This is a genomic window from Pseudomonas sp. RIT-562 (assembly GCF_026241895.1).
Lineage (GTDB): Bacteria > Pseudomonadota > Gammaproteobacteria > Pseudomonadales > Pseudomonadaceae > Aquipseudomonas > Aquipseudomonas mandelii_F.
In genome coordinates this window covers 26,326-49,688 of the sequence record NZ_JAPJIV010000030.1, presented here as the reverse complement: position 1 = coordinate 49,688, position 23,363 = coordinate 26,326, and the positions used below count along the sequence as shown (strand labels likewise).

The 23,363-nt window shown below is 61.4% G+C and carries 22 protein-coding genes; 11 read left to right on the top strand and 11 right to left on the bottom strand.

Annotated elements, in window-relative coordinates:
• Window position 1 precedes the first annotated feature (1 nt).
• Entirely contained in the window at window positions 2-1,324 is a 1,323-nt protein-coding gene (locus ORL50_RS26640) for an alginate export family protein (RefSeq protein ID WP_266019466.1), read from the top strand.
• 93 nt (window positions 1,325-1,417) lie between these two features.
• Here ORL50_RS26640 and feaR read toward each other — a convergent pair whose 3' ends face one another.
• A complete protein-coding gene (feaR, locus tag ORL50_RS26635; protein WP_266019465.1) occupies window positions 1,418-2,338 on the bottom strand; it encodes a transcriptional regulator FeaR in 921 nt (306 codons plus the stop codon).
• A 379-nt stretch (window positions 2,339-2,717) separates the two neighbouring features.
• Here feaR and ORL50_RS26630 point away from each other — a divergent pair, with 379 nt between their 5' ends.
• From ORL50_RS26630 to ORL50_RS26610, 5 genes are all read left to right on the top strand, one after another.
• Window positions 2,718-3,866, top strand: a complete 1,149-nt coding sequence (locus ORL50_RS26630; RefSeq protein ID WP_266019464.1) for an amine dehydrogenase large subunit — start codon at window positions 2,718-2,720, stop codon at window positions 3,864-3,866.
• Window positions 3,867-3,878: 12 nt separating this feature from the next.
• Window positions 3,879-4,418: a MauE/DoxX family redox-associated membrane protein gene (locus tag ORL50_RS26625; protein ID WP_266019463.1), complete on the top strand. Its 540-nt coding sequence runs from the start codon at window positions 3,879-3,881 to the stop codon at window positions 4,416-4,418.
• A gap of 3 nt (window positions 4,419-4,421) precedes the next feature.
• Complete coding sequence (gene mauD, locus ORL50_RS26620; protein ID WP_266019462.1) at window positions 4,422-5,042, top strand: methylamine dehydrogenase accessory protein MauD; 621 nt, start codon at window positions 4,422-4,424, stop codon at window positions 5,040-5,042.
• An 18-nt stretch (window positions 5,043-5,060) separates the two neighbouring features.
• A complete protein-coding gene (locus ORL50_RS26615; protein WP_122838498.1) occupies window positions 5,061-5,582 on the top strand; it encodes a methylamine dehydrogenase light chain in 522 nt (173 codons plus the stop codon).
• A gap of 231 nt (window positions 5,583-5,813) precedes the next feature.
• Entirely contained in the window at window positions 5,814-6,335 is a 522-nt protein-coding gene (locus tag ORL50_RS26610) for a cytochrome C (protein ID WP_266019461.1), read from the top strand.
• Between the two features lies 1 nt (window position 6,336).
• On the opposite strand, the gene ORL50_RS26605 is transcribed toward ORL50_RS26610, so the two are convergent.
• A complete protein-coding gene (locus tag ORL50_RS26605; RefSeq protein WP_266019460.1) occupies window positions 6,337-6,990 on the bottom strand; it encodes a peroxiredoxin in 654 nt (217 codons plus the stop codon).
• Window positions 6,991-7,211: 221 nt separating this feature from the next.
• On the bottom strand, window positions 7,212-7,541 hold the full coding sequence (locus ORL50_RS26600) for a hypothetical protein (RefSeq protein WP_266019459.1): 330 nt from the start codon (window positions 7,539-7,541) through the stop codon (window positions 7,212-7,214).
• Window positions 7,542-7,724: 183 nt separating this feature from the next.
• On the opposite strand from ORL50_RS26600, the gene potE reads away from it, so the two are divergent.
• The 3 genes from potE to ORL50_RS26585 all read left to right on the top strand — a co-directional run bounded on the left by potE (window position 7,725) and on the right by ORL50_RS26585 (window position 11,947).
• Window positions 7,725-9,134 carry a putrescine-ornithine antiporter gene (gene potE / locus ORL50_RS26595; protein WP_266019458.1) on the top strand — a complete coding sequence of 470 codons (1,410 nt, stop codon included), beginning with the start codon at window positions 7,725-7,727 and terminating at the stop codon, window positions 9,132-9,134.
• Window positions 9,131-11,416 carry an Orn/Lys/Arg family decarboxylase gene (locus tag ORL50_RS26590; protein WP_266019457.1) on the top strand — a complete coding sequence of 762 codons (2,286 nt, stop codon included), beginning with the start codon at window positions 9,131-9,133 and terminating at the stop codon, window positions 11,414-11,416. Before potE ends, ORL50_RS26590 begins: the two co-directional genes overlap by 4 nt.
• A 129-nt stretch (window positions 11,417-11,545) precedes the next feature.
• The gene (locus tag ORL50_RS26585; RefSeq protein ID WP_266019455.1) at window positions 11,546-11,947 is read left to right on the top strand and encodes a hypothetical protein; all 402 of its coding nucleotides are present in this window, start codon (window positions 11,546-11,548) and stop codon (window positions 11,945-11,947) included.
• Between the two features lie 6 nt (window positions 11,948-11,953).
• Here the strand turns inward: ORL50_RS26585 and ligD are convergent, their stop codons facing one another.
• The 4 genes from ligD to ORL50_RS26565 form a co-directional block, all read right to left on the bottom strand.
• Complete coding sequence (ligD, locus tag ORL50_RS26580) at window positions 11,954-14,566, bottom strand: DNA ligase D (RefSeq protein WP_266019454.1); 2,613 nt, start codon at window positions 14,564-14,566, stop codon at window positions 11,954-11,956.
• A gap of 3 nt (window positions 14,567-14,569) precedes the next feature.
• The gene (locus tag ORL50_RS26575) at window positions 14,570-15,562 is read right to left on the bottom strand and encodes a class I SAM-dependent methyltransferase (RefSeq protein ID WP_266019452.1); all 993 of its coding nucleotides are present in this window, start codon (window positions 15,560-15,562) and stop codon (window positions 14,570-14,572) included.
• A gap of 11 nt (window positions 15,563-15,573) precedes the next feature.
• Window positions 15,574-16,959, bottom strand: a complete 1,386-nt coding sequence (locus ORL50_RS26570; protein WP_266019450.1) for an iron-containing redox enzyme family protein — start codon at window positions 16,957-16,959, stop codon at window positions 15,574-15,576.
• Window positions 16,960-17,184: 225 nt separating this feature from the next.
• Complete coding sequence (locus tag ORL50_RS26565) at window positions 17,185-17,907, bottom strand: tellurite resistance TerB family protein (protein ID WP_266019449.1); 723 nt, start codon at window positions 17,905-17,907, stop codon at window positions 17,185-17,187.
• A gap of 264 nt (window positions 17,908-18,171) precedes the next feature.
• On the opposite strand from ORL50_RS26565, the gene pcsA reads away from it, so the two are divergent.
• A complete protein-coding gene (gene pcsA / locus ORL50_RS26560; protein ID WP_266019448.1) occupies window positions 18,172-18,894 on the top strand; it encodes a phosphatidylcholine synthase in 723 nt (240 codons plus the stop codon).
• Between the two features lie 123 nt (window positions 18,895-19,017).
• Here pcsA and ORL50_RS26555 read toward each other — a convergent pair whose 3' ends face one another.
• A complete protein-coding gene (locus tag ORL50_RS26555; protein WP_266019447.1) occupies window positions 19,018-19,830 on the bottom strand; it encodes a class I SAM-dependent methyltransferase in 813 nt (270 codons plus the stop codon).
• 36 nt (window positions 19,831-19,866) lie between these two features.
• Window positions 19,867-20,136 (bottom strand): DUF4242 domain-containing protein, encoded by a 270-nt coding sequence (locus tag ORL50_RS26550; protein ID WP_266019446.1) that lies wholly within the window; start codon window positions 20,134-20,136, stop codon window positions 19,867-19,869.
• A 181-nt stretch (window positions 20,137-20,317) separates the two neighbouring features.
• Between ORL50_RS26550 and ORL50_RS26545 the strand changes: the two genes are divergently transcribed.
• Complete coding sequence (locus tag ORL50_RS26545) at window positions 20,318-21,292, top strand: AraC family transcriptional regulator (RefSeq protein WP_266019444.1); 975 nt, start codon at window positions 20,318-20,320, stop codon at window positions 21,290-21,292.
• Between the two features lie 130 nt (window positions 21,293-21,422).
• On the opposite strand, the gene ORL50_RS26540 is transcribed toward ORL50_RS26545, so the two are convergent.
• Entirely contained in the window at window positions 21,423-22,631 is a 1,209-nt protein-coding gene (locus ORL50_RS26540; RefSeq protein WP_266019442.1) for a cytochrome c biogenesis protein DipZ, read from the bottom strand.
• Window positions 22,632-22,793: 162 nt separating this feature from the next.
• The gene (locus tag ORL50_RS26535; RefSeq protein WP_266019440.1) at window positions 22,794-23,057 is read right to left on the bottom strand and encodes a DUF2790 domain-containing protein; all 264 of its coding nucleotides are present in this window, start codon (window positions 23,055-23,057) and stop codon (window positions 22,794-22,796) included.
• Between the last annotated feature and the right edge of the window lie 306 nt (window positions 23,058-23,363).

The following is a 23,363-nucleotide window of genomic DNA, read 5'->3' as shown; positions in this document are numbered from 1 at the left end:
AATGCCCAAGTCCCCCTTGCTTCGCCTCTCGACGCTCGCGCTGCTGATCAGCACCGGCAATGCCGGCGCCCATGAGCTCTACGCCGATGACGACACCCACCTGAACGCCACCCTGGAAGCGGTCTTCGGCATTTTCCACAGTCAGGAAAACTATGCGCTGTCCGGCCGCCTCGACCAGGGTTCGTCATCGTGGCGCGAGGGCTACATCAAATATGGCCTGAGCTTCGACCAAGGCCTGGCTGCAGCAGGCACCGCGTATGGCGCGGCCAACCTGCTCAGCTCCGGCACCTGGGGAGACGGCGATGCCGCCGGCTTCAGCGATGGATCCGAGCGCACCACCAAGTTCGAAGACGCTTACCTTGGCTGGCGCTCGGGCAAGTTGTTCGAGGTGCTGGGCGAAGATGGCGTCGACCTCTCGTTCGGCCGTCAGAACATCGTGGTCGGCGACGGATTCCTGATCAATGGTGACGCCCTGAACCTCGGCAAAGGCCTGGCCGACGGTGAATTCAACCGTGGCGGCGCCTACTGGCTGGCGGCGCGCAAGGCCTTCGACGAGACCGCCGTGTTACGCCTGGGTGGCAAGGAAGGCTGGCGTAGCGACCTGATGTGGCTGAAGTCGAACAACCGCGCGCAAGCGAAAACCGAGATGTACGTCGGCACCCTTGAGCACGTCAGCGAGGCCGGAACCGTAGGCTTGACCTACATCGACTCCACCGACGTCGACGAGCAATACGCCTCGCCCATGCAGTTGGAGCGCGACGGCATGAAGACCTACAGCCTGCGGGCGCAAGGCAACGCCGGTGTCCCCAACCTGTTCCTCTCCGGCGAATATGCCAAACAGGACAAACCCCACACCGCCAGCGAAGACGCCTGGTACCTGGAAGCTGGCTGGACCTTCGCCGACGTGCCCTGGACGCCGTACGTCAGCTATCGCTACAGCCGTTTTTCGGAAGGTTATGACACGTTGTTTTATGGTTTCAGCCGTGGTTTTGGCACCTGGTTCCAGGGCGAAGTAGCGGGTAACTATGCGGGCCCATTCAATACCAACTCGCGGATTCAGAACGTGACGCTGAAGGTCGCGCCCCTGGAGAACCTGAGCGTCGGGGCGATGTACTTCGACTACGACACCATCGATCGCAATCTTGGCAATACCGATGGCCACGAGATCGACCTGTATGCCGAATGGCACGTCAACGAGCACCTGACGGTGATGCCGCTGGTGGGTCTGTATCAACCGGACAAGAGCGCTGAGCAAGGTGGTACCCAGCTGGGCAGCAACGACAGGAATCTGTATAGCCAGGTGGTGTTTGCCACGACGTTTTGACCTGGATGCGTAGGAGCCCGGCTTGCCGGCGATGGCGATCTTGCGGACGCCATCGCTGGCAAGCCAGGCTCCTACAGCGGCTGTGTCGCGTAGTCAGGCCGGGCTGTACCGCTTGCGATACGCACCAGGCGATACGCCGAAGCGGGCTTTGAAGGCCGAGGAAAAGTAACTGGAATCTGAGAATCCCCAGGCATAACACAGCGCCGAGAGTTTCTGCTCGCCATGGCAGTCGCGCAGGTTTTGCGCGCAGAAATCCAGGCGCCGGTGCTTGATGTATTGCGCTACCACCAGCCCGCGCTTGGAGAACATCCGGTACAGGCCGCGCACCGAAATCCCCACGTCTTGCGCAATCGACTCCGGGCATAGCTCTTCGGTGCTGATGTGCTCGTCGATGTAGGCAATGATCTTGCGAAATTGCCGCTCGTGGACATCGCCGCCGCTGTCCCGGGCACTGATGCCCGGCAGCAACAGGCTGGCCAACGCATCCAGCACCGCTTCGCTTTCCTGCATGTCCAGGCCGCCCTGCTGGCGGGTCTCCAGCACCAGTCTGTTGGCCATTGCCGCCAATGGCGTGCCGGCGGCGATACGCGTGGCGCAATTGAGCCCACTGAAATGCGAGCCGCGCTCCACCACCTGGCGCGGCAGGATCAATGACAACTGCCGGGAGTCTTCGTGATAGGTCATGTCGCTTGGGCGGCTCGCGTCGATCAGGGCAATGTCGCCCATGCCGAGCAGCGCACGATTGTCGCCCTGCTCCAGCTGCGAGCTGCCGCGCATCTGGAACACCGCGTAGTAATGCCCGTCGCTGCTGACGCTGACGTCCTTGCTGGTGCGATACAGGTGCACGTGCGCCATGTCGGCGACACTCAGGTTGATGGCGCCGCTGCGAAACTCCGCCAGCTCACCATAAAAATCGCTGTCCAGCGCCCGCGCATCAAAACGTCCGCAGGCCTGATTAACCTGGCTCAGCCATTGTTCGAACGCCTCATTGCGAACCGTCGAAGAACTCATCATCACTGCAAAGCCTCACGTGTTTTTTTATTTTTCGACCGCTTCGTCGAGCGGTTCGGCAAATGTACGCACCTGGCTGCGCCCCTCCCTTGACTGCCACCGGCTCGCCATTCTTCAGGCTCCAGCGGCGGCTTGCCAGCGTTGTTTACGGTGCAAGCGCCACTACCAGACGAGCGGAAACGCCAGGCACAAGTAGTCAAAAACCTTTGTGCCGGGGAATTTTTACTCGTTCGGCAAGCATTTGCCAATGACTGGCACAGACACACAACCACTTGGCAGCCACAGCAATTCTCCGGTTTGCCCGGCAAGGCAGAATCGAACTGCAAAAATCTGCCTCTGCACCCGCGATTCGCGTGAACAATAATTCAGGGAGTTGCCCCTAATGCGAGCCACCAGGATCACCGTACAGTCAGCGCTGAGTCTGAGCCTGCTAGTACTCGGTTTGAACCATGCCAGCGCGGACCTGCCCGCTGATACGATCGGCCAGACCGTTCTGGCCTTCCCACCGGAAGCCCACCGCACGTTCGTTGTCGATGTCGAATTCGAGAGTTTCGTGGCGGGCCGCGTCACCGTGGTCGACCCCGATAAAAAACGCATCCTCGGCATGGTGCCGACCGGTTTCGCCGCGCCCTCGACGCTCAGCCACGACCAGAAAACCCTCTACAGCGCCGACATCTTCTATTCCCGTGGCACCCGCGGCACCCGCACCGATGTGCTGACCGCCTGGGACAGCTCGACCCTGTCGCCGGCCTGGGAGTTGTTGATTCCAACCAAGCGCGCCGAGTCGCTGACCCAGCGCTACGGCCTGAAGACCAGCGGCGATGATCGCTTCGTCTACGTCTACAACTTCACCCCGTCGACCTCGGTGACGGTGGTCGACACCCAGGCCAAGGCCGTCACCTCGGAGATCGCCATCCCTGGCTGCGTGCTCAATTACCCGGTGGGCAATCGCCGCTTCGCCTCGCTGTGCGGCGACGGCACCTTGCAGGTCGTCACCCTGAATGATCAGGGCCTGGAAACCGCCCGCAGCCGCACGCCGTTCTTCGACCCGAATGCGGAGAAGCTGGTGGAGCGCGCAGTGAATGTCGGCGATACCTACTACTTCACCACCACCACCGGCACCGTACGCCCAGTGGACTTTGCCGCCGATGTGCCAAAAATCCTGCCGTCCTGGTCGCTCACCAGCGACGCGGAAAAGCAGGCCGGCTGGGCGCCGGGTGGCTGGCAGCTGATGGCGGTCGCGCCGAAATTGAATCGCCTGTACGTGCTGATGCACGACGCCCATGAGCCGATGAAGTGGGAAGACCCCAGCCCACTGATCTGGGCCTTCGATCTGAAAACCCACAAGAAAATCGCCACCCTGCAAGCACCGGTTCCGGTGTGGAGCATGCAGGCGACCGGCGACGACAATCCGCTGCTGCTTGGCACTGATGTGGAAGGCGGCTTGCAGATCTTCGACCTCAAGACCAACAAGCTCACCGGCAGCATGGCCAAGGTCGCGAAAACCGCGACCCAGGTCATGAGCTACTAACGAGGTTCGGCCATGTCTATCGATCCGATCTTCATCATTGCCAGCGCCCTGGCCATCGCCGTGCTGCTGGCCAGCGCCGCCAGCCACAAGTTGCGCGCGCCGGCACGGTTTGCCAGACAGCTGGCGGATTACCAGTTGCTGCCCGACGCCCTGGTGCGTCCGCTGGGCCGGGTGACTCCGCTACTGGAACTGGCAATTGCCTTCGCGTTGCTGGTGCCATTCAGCCGTTCGTGGGCCGCGCTGACTGCCGCTGGCTTGATCGCACTGTACGCCAGCGCGATCGGCATCAACTTGTGGCGTGGTCGGCGTGACATCGACTGTGGCTGCGCCGGCCCGGACCAGGCGCAACCGTTGCGCCCGGTACTGCTGCTGCGCAACAGCGTGCTCATCGGCCTGGCGCTGCTTGCCAGCCTGGCGCCGATTGCCCGTGACCTGCATCTATTCGACGGCTTTGTGACCATCGCCGCCAGCGCCGTGGCGCTGCTGATTTACGCCGCAGCCGATGGCTTGCTGGCGAACTCCCCTCTTCTGCTCAAACTGATTGGTAGGTGATCAATGGACGGCTTAATCGTTTCCAACGCGTTGCTCTGGATTTTGCTCTTGGCCCTGGCGTTCGCCGTGATGGGCCTGGTTCGTCAGATTGGCGTGCTGCACGGGCGCATCGCCCCGGCCGGCGCACTGATGGTCGATAAAGGCGTGGCCGTGAACGAACCCGCGCCGCAAGTTACCGCGTCCGACCGCAAGGGTCGTCCGGTGAACTTCGGATATGCCGGGGAGAAATCCCAGCTGCTGTTTTTCCTCTCGCCGACCTGCCCGATCTGCAAGTCGCTGCTGCCGGCGATCAAGTCAATTGCCAAGGAACAGGCGGATCGCCTGGATGTGGTGTTTATCAGTGACGGCGACATGGACGCGCAGCAGGCGCTGATCCGCGAACACAAACTCGACGACGTCACCTACGTGGTCGGACCGGAAGTTGGCATGACCTACCAGATCGGCAAGCTGCCCTACGCCGCGCTGATCGACAAGACCGGCACCCTGCGCGCCAAAGGCCTGGTCAATTCCCGCGAGCACCTGGACAGCCTGTTCGAGGTCGAGCACCTGAAAAGCGCGACGCTGCAGGAGTACCTGAACAGCCAGCCGCACCCTCACGCGCATGACCACAGCCATAGCCACTGATAAGCCAGGGAGACTGATATGAAATTGCTGGATCTGTTGTTCGAACGCTCTTCCCGGCGCGTCGCCGATACCACTTCGCGACGCAAACTGCTGGCGCGCATGGGCTCGCTGATGGTTGCCGGTGCCGCGTTGCCCTTGCTGCTGCCGCTGGACCGCACCAGCAAGGCACTGGCCGCCGATAACCCCAAAGCCGGCGATCCGGGGGACCCGAACAGCTGCGACTACTGGCGCTACTGTTCCATCGACGGCTTCCTGTGCAGCTGCTGTGGCGGTTCGGTGACGTCCTGCCCACCGGGCACCGAAGCCTCGCAAGTGACCTGGATCGGCACATGCCGCAACCCGGCCGACAACAAGGACTACATCATTTCGTACAACGACTGCTGCGGTAAACAAAGCTGCGCGCAATGCGCCTGCACCCGCAACGACAGTGAAGAACCGGCCTACCGCCCGTTCAACAACAATGACGTGAACTGGTGCCTGGCTGCCAAATCGCACATCTATCACTGCACGGTTTCGATCATCCGCGGCGTCGCCGTTTAACGCGCAGGAACCCGTCGGTTGCTCACCCAACCGACGCGATCCCTTGTAGCAGCTGGCGGAGCGTGGGAGCAAAGCTTGCTCGCTATTGGGGGCCGACATTCAAATTGATGGTGACTGGCCCTCCGCAATCGCGAGCAAGCTTTGCTCCCACTCCTTCGCCAGTTGCTACATAAACAGCCGCGACTCCGCAGGTACTTAAAACAACCGTGACTTTCGCAGAGGTATTTGTTGATGCACAAACTGCTCATCCTCGGCCTCGTCTGCGCCATGACCGCCCCGCTCGCCCATGCGCGGGCCATTCCCAACCCGGCGCAACGGCATGCGCCAGGCAATGAAGAATTGCAGAAACCGATCGCCGAAGCCGGCTACAGCGTCGCAGTCAATTACCAGCTGCAATGCGCCGGTTGTCACCTGGGCAACGGCATGGGCTCCCCCGCCAACGACACGCCACGCATGACCGGGTTCGTCGGCAATTTTCTCAAGGTGCCGGGTGGTCGCGAGTTTCTTGTGCGAGTACCGGGCATGTCCCAGTCGGCGCTGAACAACGCGCAACTGGCCGACCTGCTCAACTGGCTGCTGCGCGAAGACGGCATGGCCGGCAAAAGCATGCCCGCCCATTACCAGCCGTACAGCGCCGAAGAAGTCACGCAGCTGCGTGCCGCCACCATGCTCAATCTGCCGGGCACCCGCGCCGAGTTGATCAAGGCGATGCGAGCGCAAGGCATCGCCATTGAAGACGGGATGAGCAACTGACCTACTTGGGTTGCGCCACCGTGCGCAGGTAAGGTTTCACCGTTTTGAAACCGTCCGGATATTTCTTCTTCGCGTCTTCATCCGACACCGAGGTCGGAATGATCACGTCCTGCCCCGGGCGCCAGTTCACCGGAGTGGCCACGGTGTGCTTGGCGTTGAGCTGGATGGCATCGAGCAGTCGCAGCACTTCATCAAAGTTGCGCCCGGCGCTCATCGGGTAGATCAGCATCGCCTTGATCTTCTTGTCCGGGCCAATGATAAACACCGAGCGCACGGTGGCGTTGTCCACGGCCGTGCGCGCGCCGCCGCTGGCGTTGGGGTGGATCATGTCGTAGAGCTTGGCCACCACCAGGTTCTCGTCGCCGATCATTGGGTAGTTGACGGCGTGGCCCTGGGTTTCCTCGATGTCCTTGGCCCAGCTTTGATGGTTGCCGACCGGATCGACGCTGAGCCCGACGATCTTGGTATTGCGCTTGTCGAACTCGGGCTTGAGCCCGGCCATGTAGCCCAGTTCGGTGGTGCACACCGGGGTGAAGTCCTTGGGATGGGAAAACAGGATGGCCCACTGGTCGCCGATCCATTCATGAAAGTGCAGCGTGCCTTCGGTGCTCTCGACGGTGAAATCCGGTGCTTCGTCGCCAATACGGATGGTCATGTGCGTTCTCCTCGCTGTGAAGGGTAGGGAAACTGCTGGACGGGTCAGTATAGGAGACGGTTGAGAACATTGATTCTGCGGCGCTGCACAAATCCCGTGGATGGCCCTGACCCTGTAGGAGCTGCCGCAGGCTGCGATTTTTTGATTGTCAGGATCAAAGATCGCAGCCTCGTTTCACTCGACAGCTCCTACAGGGGTCCATGCGGTTTCAAGAATCGTATTCACCGGCGCGCCAGTTTGTACCGTACACAATCGTCATAAAAACCCTGGCGGATCGCTGCCGGTTTGATTCGAGACGGGCTGTCGTAGGTCTGTTCGGTGATGCCCATGGCCATCATGCGCATCCAGGGCTTGGTGAATTTATAGGTCTGCAGCTTCTGCCGCGCCGCGTACAGGGAAACCCCGGCCAATTTCAGCTCTTGGGCCTTCGCCGCAGTCCCCGCGCCCCAGCTGCACATATAACGATCATTCGTCTTCAATTCCTTGGCTTCGGCCATCGTTGCGACGCTGGCCAGCCCGCACGACATTAACGCGATCATCACATTGCGCATTTACATTCGATCCTAACAATCTGTAATTCCATTGATTTTGATCAAATGTTGCGGTTTGCGGGGCCAGTAAAATGCCTTATCTGTACACGAGAATAATTCTCGATACAGCTTGGACATTTCTTGCTACATTCAAAAACTTAGCTATAGCTAATACTCCCAATGTTCTGAAAGTGAGGCAACGGAATGTCAGTCGCAAAGAAAATGACGGTGGGGCAACTGACGATGTTGACGGCCGTCAACATGTTGGGCTCCGGCATCATATTGTTGCCAACCAAACTCGCCGAAGTCGGCGGGATTTCAATCCTCTCCTGGCTGATCACAGCCACCGGTTCCCTCGCTTTGGCGTATGCCTTTGCGCGCTGCGGGATGCTCAGTCGAAAGACGGGCGGCATGGGCGGCTACGCTGAATACACCTTCGGCAAGGCCGGCAACTACCTGACCAACTACACCTACGGCGTGTCGCTGCTGATTGCCAACGTGGCGATCAGTATCACGGCGGTCGGCTATATACAGACGTTGTTCGACGTCAAACTCGATTCATTGCAAGTCGGCCTGGCGACCATCGCCCTGCTGTGGATCACCACCTTTGCCAACTTCGGCGGCGCGCGGATCACCGGCAAGATCGGATCGGTCACCGTGTGGGGCGTTATCGCGCCTGTGGTACTGGTATCCACCATCGGCTGGTTCTGGTTCGACAGTAGTGTTTATGCGGCGGGATGGAACCCGCACAACATGGGCTATCTGGAAGCGGCAGGGGCTTCTGTAGCGATCACCCTGTGGGCATTCCTGGGCCTGGAATCGGCGTGCGCCAACACCGACGCCGTGGAAAACCCAGAGAAGAACGTACCCATCGCCGTACTTGGCGGCACCCTGGGCGCTGCGGTGATCTACATCGTTTCCACCAACGTGATCGCCGGCATCGTCGGCAACCCGGAACTGGCCTCCTCCACCGCCCCTTTCGGGCTGGTCTTCGCCAAGATGTTCACCCCAATGATCGGTAACATCGTCATGGCGGCGATGATCCTGGCCTGCATTGGCTCGTTGCTGGGCTGGCAGTTCACCATTGCCCAGGTGTTCAAGAGCTCGGCAGACACCGGTTACTTCCTGCCGATCTTCGCCAAGGCCACCAAATCAGGCACGCCGATTGTCGGCATGTTGATCCTGCTGGCGATCCAGACTGCGATCGGTTTCCTGACCATCAGCCCGGACCTGAGCAAGCAGTTCGACATCCTGGTCAACCTGGCGGTAGTCACCAACCTGATCCCGTACATCCTGTCCATGGCAGCACTGATGACGATCCAGAAGGTCAGCAACGTACCGGCAGGCAAGGCACTGGTTACCAACATCATTGCCTGGGTCGCCACGGCCTATAGCTATCTGGCGCTGTACAGTTCCGGCGAGCAGGCACTGATGCTCGGCGGCGTTGCGACGATCTTCGGCTACACCCTGTTCAGCTTCGTCAACAACCGCCTCATCGCGCTCGAAGCGCACAACAATAGCGTGCCGACACAGACGGTCAGCGCCCGGCACATTACGGGCGAACCGGTGCCGGTGAATCACTTGAATGCTGTACCTGTGGAGGTTAGATCATGACGGAATATAAACATTCGCTGGGAATGCTCACGCTGGTCGTAGGCTCTCCCCCGGACAAACGCACCGTCTTCGGTCGTGCCCTGGATCAACTGATCCATGACGTGGAACAACGCTCCATCAGCGTGCTGATGTCGGAAAGCCTGAGCGACGCGACGTCGATCCTGCGTTCGGACTCGGCCATCCAGTGCGTATTGCTCAGCTGGGAGATGGACGAGAGTGAAGGCCATCAGGAGTGCATCAAGCTGCTGACCACCCTGCGCGAGCGCAACACTCGCGTGCCGGTATTCCTGATCAGCGACCGCAGCACCGCATCGAGCATTCCGCTAGTGGTCATGCAACATGCCGATGACTTCATCTGGCTGCCCGAAGACACCAGCCGTTTCCTCAGCGGCCGCATCATGGCAGCCATTGAGCGCTACCGTCAGGCTGCCCTGCCGCCGATGTTCGGCGCGCTGGTCAAGTTCTCGCGCTCTTACGAGTATTCGTGGCACACCCCTGGCCATGCCGGTGGCACCGCCTTCCTGAAAAGCACCGCGGGACGCGCGTTCTACGAGTTTTTCGGGGAGAACCTGCTGCGCTCCGACCTGTCGATTTCGGTCGGCGAGCTCGGTTCGCTGCTCGATCACAGCGGCCCGATCGGCCAGGGCGAGCGCTACGCCGCCAAGGTGTTCGGCGCCCACCGCACCTATTACGTGACCAACGGCTCGTCGATGTCCAACCGCGTCATTCTGATGGCCAGCGTCACCCGCGATCAGATTGCGCTGTGCGACCGCAATTGCCACAAGTCCGCCGAACACGCGATGACCCTGTCGGGGGCCATTCCGACCTACCTGGTGCCGACCCGCAACCGTTACGGCATCATCGGCCCGATCCTCCCGCAAACGTTGAGCGCCGAGGGCGTCAAGGCGGCGATTGCCAATAACCCGCTGGTCAAGGAAGGCATCGATCCGACGCCGGTCCACGCCATCATCACCAACTCTACCTACGATGGCCTGACCTATAACGTCAGCCGGGTTGAAAAGCTGCTGGGGGAAAGTGTCGACCGCCTGCATTTCGACGAGGCCTGGTACGCCTACGCGCGGTTCAATCCGCTGTACCGTGAACGCTTTGCGATGCATGGCGCCCCGGAAGATCACGACGAATCCCGGCCGACCGTATTCGCCACGCACTCCACCCACAAATTGCTCGCCGCCCTCTCCCAGGCCTCGATGATTCACGTGCGCAATGGGCGTAATCCGATCCCCCACGCGCGCTTCAATGAATCGTTCATGATGCACGCGTCGACCTCGCCGAACTACGCGATCATGGCTTCCTGCGATGTCAGCTCAGCGATGATGGAAGCGCCCAGCGGGCAAATCCTCACCACTGAATCCATCGAAGAAGCGATCAGCTTCCGCCAGGTCATCTCGCGCATGCACCATGAGATGGCTGCCAATGACCAGTGGTTCTTCACCTGCTGGCAGCCACCGACCGTGCAAGTCGGCGCCGCAGCGGTGCCATTCCACGAAGTCGACCCTGTACTGCTCAAGAGCGAGCCGAACTGCTGGGTCCTGCATCCTAACGAGGTGTGGCACGGCTTTGGCGACATCGAAGACGGCTACTGCATGCTCGACCCGATCAAGGTCTCGGTGCTAAGCCCGGGTATGGGTGACGACGGCAATTTGCTGGAGTCCGGCATTCCCGCTTGCGTGCTCACGGCGTACCTCGGTCGCCAGGGCATCGTGGTCGAGAAAACCACCGACTTCACCATTCTGTTCCTGTTCTCCATCGGCATTACCAAAGGCAAATGGGGCACGCTGGTCAACGCCCTGCTCGACTTCAAGCGCGACTATGACGACAACGTCGAGTTGGAGTTGTGCCTGCCAGACCTGCTGGCCGCGAACCAGCAGCGCTATGCCGGCGTGGGCCTGAAGGACCTGGCCGACGACATTTTCGCTGCCATGAAGAAGAACAAGACCACTTCCACCATGGCCCAGGCCTTCGGCATGCTGCCCCAGGCCGAGTTCAGCCCAGTGGAAGCCTACGAGAAGCTGGTGAGGAACGAAGTCGAACTGGTGACGTTGGAAGAAGCTGCCGGCCGCGTTGTCGCGACCGGGATCGTGCCTTATCCACCAGGCATTCCGCTGTTGATGCCGGGCGAGAACGCAGGACCTGCCGATGGGCCTTTGCTGGCGTATCTGAAGGCGCTGGAAAACTTCGACAAATCCTTCCCGGGCTTCACCCACGATACCCACGGCATTGAAACCGAGGACGGGGTTTCGCGGTTGCTGGTGTTGAAGTAGAAGCAGGCTTGCCAGCGATGGCGGTGGAACATTCACCACCGCCATCGCTAAATTGTCAGCGCCTGCCCTGCACGCCGCGTGGATGACCCTCTGGGCAAAGTCCCTCGTAGCACTCTATGATTGGTCACCATGACCAACCTGCCTACGTTGCGCCAACCCTGCCCTCCCGGTGCCTGCGATTGCGGGCGCGACCCGCTGTTGGAAACGCCCGGCGCAGATGTGCGCATCCTGCTGCTGACGCGTGCCGAAGAAAAGCGCCTGCTCGAACGCCTGGAGAACCTGCAGAGCCTGAGCGACCTGGAACGCCTGCAACGGCGGATGCACGAACAACTGGGCATTCGCGTCGATATCGCGCCCGGGTTCAACGAGGTGCGCACCATGCGCGGCATCGCCATCTCCATCGCCGATTTGCCAGGCCTGTGCCGCAAGACCCGCGCATCGATCCCGGCAGCCATTCGGCGCGGGCTGGAGAAGCATCCGCAAGTAGCTTACGAACTGCTCAACGCCAGTGACTTGCTGCGGGATGCCTGATGGCGCCTATTTTTTCATGCCGACCCGACGGCGCATGTCGGCTGTGATGGTCTGGCGGGTTTTCTTGAGCCCTGCCCAGGGTTCATGACCTACTTCGGCCAGGCGCTCATGCACGTTGTTGACGTTCCACTGATTACCGCCCTTCAACTCTGCGACTTCCTCGCGAAAAATCGGCACTGACACCGGCAATCCTTCACGGGTGCGCGCCGCGTAGGCGCAAATGGTCGTCGCGCCCAGCCCGTTGCGCAGGTAGTCGATAAAGATCTTGCCCACGCGGTTTTTTGGCCCCGAGACTGCGGAAAAGCGTTCCGGGAGCAACTTGGCCATGTGGCTGACAATCGCGTGACTGAAGTCTTTCACCTCATCCCAGCCAAGCTTGCGAGTCAACGGCACCACCACGTGAATCCCTTTGCCGCCGCTGGTCTTGAGGAATGCCGTGAGCCCCAGTTCATCCAGCACCGACAGGGTCAGTTGAGTCGCCTCGACCATGCTTTTCCACGGCAGCGCCGGGTCCGGGTCGAGATCGAGGACGAAGCGGTCAGGCTTGTCCAGCTTGTCCGACGTGGCGTTCCAGGTGTGCAACTCCACGGTGCTCATCTGCACTGCGCCGATCAGCGCTTCGGCGTTGTTGATGATCATCACCGGCTGCCCGGTCACGTCCTTGTCCATCGTGGTAATGCCGGGGATGGCCAGGCGCTCGGCGTTTTTCTGGAAAAACAGCTCGCCGGCGATGCCATCCGGGGCGCGCACCAGGGCGACCGGGCGATCCTTGAGCTCGGGCAGGATAAATTCCGCGACCCGGGCGTAATACTCGGCCAGTTGCATCTTGGTCGTGCCGCTGCTGGCATCGATCACGCGCTCTGGATGGGTGATGCGCACCTTGCCCGCGGCCAGTCCCGCCTGGGAGGGCGCCGGCGCGGCTTTTTCAGCGGCCGCCTTGTTGCTGGCCGGTTTTTTAGTCGCAGATTTTTTAGTCGCTGGTGCAGATGCAGCGCTTTTTTTCGCCACGGCAGGCCGCTCCTCAGTAATGTCTTTGGCGGGCTTGTCATCACGCAAGCCATGGAACACCGCATGTCGCACGGAGCCGTCCTTGGTCATCTCGGCGAAGGCGATTTCCGCCAGCAACACCGGCTTTAGCCAGTGCACGCCCTTGGCGTCAAAACCCGTGGGCGGGTTGGCCACCGAGGCCTTTTTCGCCTTCAACGGCAGCAATTGCTCGTAGATAGTCTTCAATGTCGTTTCGTTGAAGCCGGTGCCGACTTTGCCGGCGTAGCGCAATTGGCCGCTATCGCGATCATGCAGCCCCAGCAGCAACGCACCAAACGCGCTGCGTGAACCCTTGGGATCGGTGTAACCCACCACCACAAATTCCTGCCGATGCTTGCACTTGAGCTTGATCCAGTCACCGCTGCGCCGTGACACATAAGGCGAGCCCAGGCGCTTGCCGATCAACCCCTCCATCTGCATCTGGCAGGCGCTGGTCAGCAAGGCATCCGGGGCTTCGCTGAATGAGTCGGAGAACCGCAGCAACGGATCTTCGTGGGTTCTGAGAACCGTGGCCAAGGCCACCCGGCGTTCTTCCACCGGTACTTCACGCAGGTCGACGCCGTTGAGATACGGCATGTCGAACAGGTAGTAAAGAATCTTGCTACTGCTGCCCTCTTCGAAAGCATTTTGCAGGGCCTGGAAATCCGGCACCCCCTGCTCGTTGGCCACCACCATCTCGCCGTCGAGCCAGGCCGATTCGAGATCCAGAGCCGCCAGCGCCTTGGCCTGGGCCGGTAGCTTGTGGGTCCAGTCGTGCCCGTTGCGGGTGAACAGCTTGACCTCGCCATGGTCGATGCGCGCCATGATCCGGTAGCCGTCGAACTTGATCTCGTAGCTCCATTCGCCGTCCGGGGCTTTTTCCACCAGGGTCGCCAGCTCCGGCTTGATCAGCTCTGGGAGCTTGGCCTTGTGCGCCCCGGTCAGCTTGGCCGAACGGCCTTGCGGCGCGACCTTGGGGGCAGGCTTCTTGACGGCTTTGGGCTTGGCGGCTGCCTTGGCTTTTTTCGGCAGGATGGTACGGTCGCTGAGCACGCTGTCGGGCTCGGCGACCACCACGTCGTAATCGCTCTCGGGCTTGGCCGCGCTGTCCTGATGCTTGATCAGGAACCATTGCTCCTGCTTGCCCGGCATGTGCGTACGCACCAGGTTCCACAGGCCGCCGAGCTTCTCGCCCTGCAGTTCGAACTTGAGCTTGCCCTTGGCGTACGCTGCGGCCGGATCCTCCTGGGGAATCCACACTCCACGATCCCAGACGATGACATCGCCCGCCCCGTAATGCCCTTCGGGAATACTGCCCTCGAAGGTCGCGTAATCAATTGGGTGATCCTCGACGTGTACTGCCAGGCGCTTGACCTTCGGGTCCAACGACGGGCCCTTGGGCACCGCCCAGCTCTTCAGGGCGCCATTGAGCTCGAGGCGGAAGTCGTAGTGCAGGCGCGAAGCGTCATGCTTCTGGATGCAGAACTGCAAGGCATGGTCCTTCGCGGTCTTTTTGCCGGGGCGCTTCGCCGCAGGCTCCGAGGTCGCGGAGAAATCGCGCATGCGATTGTAATCATCGAGATTCTTGCCCATGGCTCACGCCCCTATTGCTGTTGCAACACTGCCCCCAATGCCGGGACCGCTACGCGTGACGATCAGCGCCACCACCGCGATCCGCTCGACCCGCTGATAGCCGGGAGTCAGCAGTTCTTCGCCAAACACATCGGGATCGATCTCGCGATACGTCCAGGCCAGCAAGGGCGAGGCCAGGCGCGGCGTCAGCGCCTCCAGGAATGGGTCGCGGCCTTCGACCATCGCCACTCCGGTGTAGAGCACCAGCGAGCCGCCAGGCGCCAGACGGTTGAGGGCCTGCTCGACGATGCGCACCGACAACTGTTCGCCGAACTCGCCTCCGCCATGGCGGTAGGCGCGCTCGGTTGGGTCGGCCATGTACGGCGGGTTGGCGACGATCAGATCAAACAGGCCGTCGACGTCCTGCAGCACATCACTGGTCTCCACGGTGACGTTGGCCACTTCGGCCAAGGCGGCATTGACCGCCGTCAGGCGCAGCGCCGCTGGGTTGATATCCACCGCCAGCACTTCGGCCTCACGGCGCGCCCGGGCAATTACGATTGCGCCGACGCCGGCACCGCAGCCGATATCCACCGCACGGCGGATGGGCGCAAAACAGTGCTGCAAGTGGCTGTGAATCAAATGCGCGAAACGGTAGCTGTCGGGGCCGAAAAACACTGAATCTGCCGCTTCGGTGGGAAACCCCGAGTGCGCGAACAGCAGGCCGTCCAGGCTTGACCAGCGCACGCGACTCTTCAGCCGGCCAGCGCTCTCGACCAGAACGCCAGCCTGCTGCAACTGGCGCTGTTCATCGCCCGGCAGCAACCCCGGCTCGAACGTGCGCGACCAACCGTAGACATCCCGCAGGTTCTTGGCGGGGCTTGCCGCGCTGCGGTCGAGCACCCGTTGGTGAGTCAGTGGAGTAGGCGTGATAAAGCGATAACCATCCGCCTGCAGACGGCGTCCCAGCTGCAGCAACGCCAGCTCGTCGGCGTCCAGTCGTTCTTCCTGATTCATGTGCCGCTCCCTTAACGCAGACTGGATTTGAGTTCGATGTAGCGCCGCGTGGCCAGCAGGCCCGCAGGGTGCGAATGACGGTGGGCTGACAACCACGGGATCAACACCGCCATCTGCGCATGGGGATCCAGCCCGGCGAGCGACGCTTGCAGGGTCTGGACGTCAGGGTCGCTGACGGGCAGCTCGGGCACCTTGGCGCTGCTGACAACCCGGCGATGCGCAGGTTTGGCGCGCTCGGGCGTCCAGTCCCCGGCGATCCAGTCGTGCAGCAATTGTTTTTCATAAGGGCTGAACACGCCGAACATGGCCGCCCCATCGCCCACAATCAGCTGCCAGAAGCGACTGGCCTGGGGGTCCTGGTGCCGCTTGATCCAGCCCTTGTTTTCCATGGCGCTGAGGAAGCCTGGCAGTTGCTCGGGTGAGGACAACCATTGATTAACCGTCTGGCCTTCGAAGCGGCAATAGTCCGAATGCATGTGCTGCCCGAACGGACGCTTGCGTTCGAGCATGCCCAGCAGTTCTTCCTCAAGGTCGAACGACTCGATGATCGCGCGACTGCCCTGCCCCAGATCGTTGAGTCGATAACCGGCAGCGACGCGGCGCAAAAATTCCTCGCGATCACCTTCCAGCGGCAGCAACTGCAGCACCGACTGCACGGCTTTTTGCGCATGGCCGGTGCTGGCATTGTCGATGGTGACGTGCAGGGTGAAATAGTAAGGGTCTATGCCCAATTCACTCAGCTCGTAGGCACTGATCAGCAGGTGCAGAGGCAATTGTTCATAGCCGAGGTTGTAGCCGATCACCTCCGGCATGAACTCATCGCTGCACTCGCCCAGCGCCAGTTGTATTGCACCTTGCAAGTAGCGGTCATCGGGCAGCGCGCTGGTATCATCCAGGCCGTGCTCGGCGAGCAATTTGCGATATATCACCACGTGGTTCTGCGCCGGATTGCCGTCGCCCAACTCTTCCAGGTAGGTGCAGATCAGCCCGTCGAAACGCGGGTCGCGCCAATGGCGCAGCAAGCCGTACAGCCAGGCACCATCCACCAGTTTGGTGGGGCCGACCGCTTGCAGAAAGAACAGTGCGTGAGCCTTGTTGCTGAAAAACTGCCGGGGGCCGCCGTCCTTGCGCTGTTGCAGGTAATCGGCGTACTGGCGAGCCACGTGGGTGCAATGCTGTTCGACGAAACCCTGCAGGGCCGACACGTCCCGGGGCATCTCTTCAGGCAGCTCTTGCGCCTGTTCGAGTTGCTCGGCCAGGAACTCCCGGGCAAGGTTTTTGCGCTCGCCGTGGTCGACGTTGAGCAGCAGCTGTGCGTAGGTATTCTTCAGGCTACCGGCGGTCGGAATCGACTCTACGCGGGCAGGCTGGGATTCAAGTCTTGTCAGGGCAGTCATGGGCGCATCTCTCGGTCTATGGCCAGTGGCAGGACGCTGAATCAACACGTCTCTACATCAGCAGAGCGATGAGCCGGGGAGAAAATTCAATCGGGGTTAAAAAAGCCCGGACAGACGGGCTTGGGTGGCCTGTGGGAGCAACCTGATACACCGCGGCGTTTTGATCGCCAGCAAGCGGGCTCCTACAGGCGGCGTTGGGTCTGCCGACGAGCATGCGCCCAGTGGTCAGGCGGTGCCTTTGGCCTGGTGTTCCAGCTGGACTTGCAGCTGCGGATCGATGCTCAAGGCGGCTGCCAATTCGTCCAGGTAGGCGCGTTCGGCATCTTGCTGGTCGTCCACCAGCATCACGCTCGCCAGGTACATTTCCGCAGCGATGCCTGGGTCCGTGGCTGACTGTGCCACGTCGGCGGCACTCAAGGGCCGGGCCACTTCGTTATCCAGCCATTGCTGCAATTGCGGGTCATCGGTGTGGCGGCCGATTTCGCTGCTGATCATGTGTTTTTCGTTATCGTCGATCCGGCCATCAGCCTTCGCCGCCGCGATCAGTGCGCGCAGGATGGCGTGGCTGTGCTCTTCGAGTTCCGGGCCGGCCAGAAGGTTCGCGGTTTGCGGAGTGTCCTGCGGCGCAGACGCCTGATTGCGCTGCCAGGCCTGATACGCCTGAAATGCCATCATCCCCAGCGAGGCCAGGGCCGCATAATTCATGCCGCCACTGCGGCCGGCTCGACCCTGGGGAGCCCCGCCCAAGGCTGAACCGCCACCGAGCAATCCACCGAGCAAACCTCCCAGTCCCCCGCCGCCCATGCTGGAACCGGCGCTACCGCCCCCCAACAGGCCACCAAGCAACCCGCCAAGATCACCGCCGATGCCTCCCTGGGAGGAAGCGGCACCCGTTCGCTGCGAGGCTTGGCCCCTGAGCAGTTGTTCGAGCAGATCGCTGGTGTTCATGACGTCGTCCTTATTGATGGAAGAAATACGGTCAGGAAACAATAGTACCTGCCGGCCAATCTGCCACCGCCGTTGGGCTGCCGGGCCCCGGCCGGCTGAGTCGTGGATTTAGCCGAAGTAATTTGCGCAGGCGCAGCTAAGATTTACAGACGGTGAACCTTATTCGCGGATTTTCGGTCGATACCTGCAACCCGAACCGGTTTGCCGCCGCCCTCGCTCTCGAGGGTGATGACTGGCTTGCTTCACTTTTTGGAGAACGCCCCCGTGATATCGACCCTACACATCGCCAGGCTCAAAGCATGGGGCGCCCATGGTTTTACCGCCACTGGCGTGGTCACCGCCTTCCTCGCGACCCTCGCCCTGCTGGAGAACCGGCCGACCAGTTGCCTGCTGTGGCTCGGCGTCGCGCTGATCGTCGACGGCCTGGATGGTGCGCTGGCGCGCAAGGTCAATGTGCAGTCGGTGCTGCCGAGTTTCGATGGTTCGATCCTCGACTTGGTCATCGACTACCTGACCTATGTGTTCATTCCGGCACTCTTTATCTATCGATACATTCCGCTGCCGGACTACACGCTGCTGCTCACGGTATCGCTGATCCTGGTCTCTTCGCTGTTCTGCTTCTGCAACGTCAACATGAAGAGCAAGGACAATTACTTCCAGGGCTTTCCCGCTGCCTGGAACGTGGTCGCGTTGTGCCTGTACATCATTGCGCCTTCGCCGTGGATCACCTTCCTCACGGTAATCGGCCTGGCACTGCTGACCGTGACCCGCATGAAGTTCCTGCACCCGTTCCGCGTGCGCAAGTTCATGCCGATCAACATTGCCGTGACAGCCATCTGGCTGTTGTGCAGTTTGTCGCTGGTGGTTAACCACCCGGTGATCAACCCGCTGGTGATGGGTCTGTGGCTTCTGATGTCGGCGTACTTCCTGGGGATCTGCATCTGGCGCACGGCGTTGGAGTGGTTCGACGGGGCGCGGCATAAATAACCCTTTGTGGAACGGACACTATCCCCAGGTAGGAGCTGCCGCAGGCTGCGATCTTTTGATCTTGATTTTACAATCGCCAGGATCAAAAGATCGCAGCCTGCGGCAGCTCCTACGGGGGGGCTTCTAGCGTCGGGTGATGACCACCTCCAGGTACTCACTCGGCACCACCAGCGATTTTTCTCCCGCCCTGTTCATCCGATTCAACAACTCCGTCAGATCCGCTTCCAGCGCCGTGGCGCCATCGGGGGGCAGCGCCGCGAACGCCTTGTGGACCGGGCCGTACCAGCTGCGGAACGTGTCGATGAAATGCGACGCCGAACGATAACGGAAATTGAAAGTACGACGAGTGACCTGGACCAGGAAGTTACGGTCGTCGAAGTGCGTATGCAGCCAGGCCTCGGTGCCCCACTGTGAGGGTGGTTGCGCGCCCGGTGGCGGCGGCATGTGCCGGCCCAAGGTCTTGAACACCTGGCCGACAAAGCCTTCCGGCGTCCAGTTGGCCAGGCCGATGCGGCCTCCGGGGCGGCAAACCCGGGCCAGTTCCGCAGCGGCTTTCGATTGATCCGGGGTGAACATCACGCCGAAGGTCGACAGCACCGCATCAAAACTCGCATCTTCAAAAGGCAGCGCCTCGGCATCGGCAACCTGGAAGGTCACCTGCAGGCGCTCCGCCCGCGAGCGGTCCTCGCCGCGCTCCAGCAGGGCCGCCACGTAGTCGGTGGAAGTGACGATGCAGCCACGCCTGGCCGCCGCAAGCGTTGCGTTGCCATTACCGGCGGCGACGTCCAGCACGCGCTCGTCGCACAGCAGGTCGCAGGCCTCGGCCAACTGCTCACCGACGATTTGCAAGGTAGTGCCGATCACGGCGTAGTCGCCACTGGCCCAGGCGGCCATCTGGCGGTTTTTCAAGGCAGTGAGATCAATGGGTGTACTCATGAATTCCGCTCCATTGCGGGTACGAACGCAGTTGGCTTATTCAGCCGTGGTGGGATCGATGACGTGCATCACCTGGGAAATCCGGTTGGCCGGAAACCCGCTCAGCCTGGCGTGCTCCTCGATCTGCTGTGCATCCGGTGCGATGTACACGCAATAGAGCTTGTCACCGGTGACGTAGCTCTGCTGCCACTGCACCTGGGGCAAATCACGCAAGGTCCGGCAGGACTTCTGCGCCGCCGCTTTCAAATCCCGCTCCGACAGTGCTCCTGCACCTGCTATCTCCCGTTCAATGACGAATTTAGGCATGACAACCTCTCATTCTTGTTATGGGTGACAGGGTCTTGTGCCCTGTAGACAAACTATCGCGCCGCAGCGGGGCGGCGTCCTGCCCGATCGTCGGGCAAGACTGCCCGATCGTCCGGAGATTGCGCATTGCGCGGCAGGCGGGCCACACTTAAAAAGCCCCCGCCTGCACGGGTAAACCCCCATGGACGCCCTGTCCCAGACCCTGCGTGTCGTGCGCCTGGTCGGCGCGATCTTTATCAACGCCAGGTTCACTGCACCCTGGTGCTATCAGTCGCCAAGCGCCGACTCGGCCGCGCCCTTTCTGGAACCTGGCGCCGAACCAGTGGTGATCTTTCACCTGATTACCGAAGGCGAGTGCTACGTCGAACTCGGCGATGATCCGCCATTGCTGCTGAGCGCAGGCGATGTGGTGGTATTTCCCCAGGGCGATGCCCATCGGATGTGCTCGGCACCGGGCCTGCCCCCTGCTACGGGAGCGCGCCTGGACGCGGTGCTGGCGCGCCGTCCGCGGCAACTCAGTTACGGCGGAGGCGGCGTCGTCACCCGCCTGGTGTGCGGTTACCTGGCGTGCGATACGCGGCTGGCGGGCATGCTGCTCACCGGGCTACCCGCCATCGTGCGGGTCAATGTCCGCGGCTCGGACTCCGGAATCTGGCTGGAGTCGTCCGTGCGCTACGCCTTGGCCGAAGCCCGCTCGCCCCGGCCTGGTGGCGAAGGCGTGTTGGCAAAATTGGCGGAAGTGCTGTTCATCGAGGTGCTGCGCCTGTACATGAATGAACACGGCGAAGGCCGCACCGGGTGGCTGGCGGGAGTCGGCGACCGGATTGTCGGCGCCGCCCTGAACGCCCTGCACAAGAGCCCCGCGAACGCCTGGACGCTTGAAGAACTGGCCCGCACCGCCGGTACGTCGAGGTCAGTGCTGGCTGAGCGTTTCCAGCAATTGGTTGGCAGCTCGCCGATGCAGTACCTGACCCAGTGGCGAATGCTGCTGGCGGCCAATCTGCTCAGCCGCAGCAATACTTCGTTGACGCGCATTGCCGAGGAAGTCGGGTACCAGACGGACACCGCCTTCAGCCGCGCCTTCCGGCGCGAGTTCGGCGCCCCGCCTGCGGCCTGGCGCCGGTGTCAGGCAGGGGCCGCGCAGCAACGACCGTAAGCCTGACACCCGGTAGGAGCTGCCGAAGGCTGCGATCTTTTGATTTTCGGGGGTATCGTCCATGCCAAACATCAGAAGATCAAAGATCAAAAGATCGCAGCCTTCGGCAGCTCCTACAGGGATTACGCGATTATGCCCCTGACGCCTTGGCCTCTTTGAGCAACTGCTGAATCATTTGCTCCTGGGTGTCATAACGGCCTTCGCCAAAGTGGGTGTAGCGCACCTGGCCCTTGGCATCAATCAGGTAATGCGCAGGCCAGTACTGGTTGTCGAAATTGCGCCAGATTGCGTAGTTGTTATCGATCGCCACCGGGTAGGTGATGCCCAGCTTTTTCACCTGATCCTTGACGTTGTCGATGATGCGTTCAAAGCCATATTCCGGGGTGTGCACGCCGATCACCACCAGGCCATCCTTCTGGTATTTCTTCGCCCAGTCTTTCACGTACGGCAGGGTGTGCTGGCAGTTGATGCAGTCGTAGGTCCAGAAATCCACCAGCACCACTTTGCCTTTGAGGGATTCGCCGCTGAGCTCCGGGGAGTTCAGCCATTGGACCGCGCCGGCCAGCGAGGGCATGGCGCCCTGGGCGTTATCCAGGGTATCGGCCTTGACCTTGCTGACGAAGTAGTCGAGCACCTTCGGTACGGTTTCCAGCAGGCCTTTCTCGACGCTGCTGATGCCTGCGGACGAAGTGCCGGCCAGCAGGGTCTTGTCGGCACCGGTAGAGATCACCGCTGCGGCGGCCAGTACAGTCACGCCGGCAGCACGGCGCAGCCAGCCGGTGATCGGGATCGAGGCCTTGAGGCGGTTGACCAGGCCACGCCCGGCGAAGATCAGGGTACCCAGCGACAGCGCGCTGCCCAATCCATAAGCCACCAGCAGCAGGCTGGTGCCAGCATTCGCCCCTTGCAGCATGGCGCCAGTGAGGATCACCCCGAGGATCGGCCCGGCACAGGGTGCCCACAGCAGGCCGGTGGCCACGCCGATCATGATGGAGCCCAATGGGCCGGACATTTTACGGGTGTCGGGATCGAGGCGATTGCCCAGCAGCACGAAGGGCCGAGCCAGCCAGCCGCCAATGCGCGCGGAAATCAGCGACAGGGCAAACAGCGCCATGACAATCAGGGCCACGTGGCGGCCGGTGTTATTGGCCTGCACCACCCACTCGCTGCTGACCACCGCCAGGCTGGCGACCAGGGCGAAGGTCAGGACCATGCCGCCGAGGGTCAGCAGGATGGAGCGGCGGCTACGCTCGACTCCGGCGAACAGGAATGGCACGACCGGGAGGATGCACGGGCTGAGGACGGTGAGGATACCGCCCAGGAAAGCGATGAGGAACATGGGAATCACCTAGATAATGAGCGGTTCAACGCCCCTTTGCAGGAGCGAGCTTGCTCGCGATGGCGTCGTAACATTCAACGTGGGTTGACTGAAAGTGCGCTATCGCGAGCAGGCTCACTCCTACACAGGCATGGTGGCGTGGCGGTGACATAACTTTCAGGCTCAGTTGTCTTCCTGGCAGCCGTCGGCGAATTTGCGGTAGTCCAGGACCTTGGTGTTGTCCTGGGAATCGAGGTAGGTCAGCTGCGCGTTGATGATTCCGCAGGACGGCGTGGCGTCCTGTGTCATCGAGAGGACTTTCTTGATGTCCAGGTGCGTGCCGTAGGTGTAGGTTTCAGGCTTGACCGTGGCTTCGGCACGAGCCGACAGGGTGCAGATGTTCAGCGCGGCAAACAGGCAGGCGGCGTAGATGGCTTTGGTGTTCATGGCGGTTCCTCAAGGCTTCAATGGGTCAATCGTGGTATTGAGCCGAGGCGGTTTGGGTTGGCCTCGATGGAGCTCATTTAAAGCCCTCCAGGTATCCCTTCTGTGTCGTAAACAGGCGCGGGTTCATCGTTACGTATCAGGACCGCCTCCCGATACACAGCGATACAAAACCCCGGAAAATCATCCTTTTTGAGTCTGCGTGTGTCCGCCAACAGGCCAGATACACTGCAATACAAAGGGCAGGAGTCGCCGGCGCGAAGGCTCGATAGACTGCCCGACATTCCCCCGTTCATAGAGGCCCGGCCC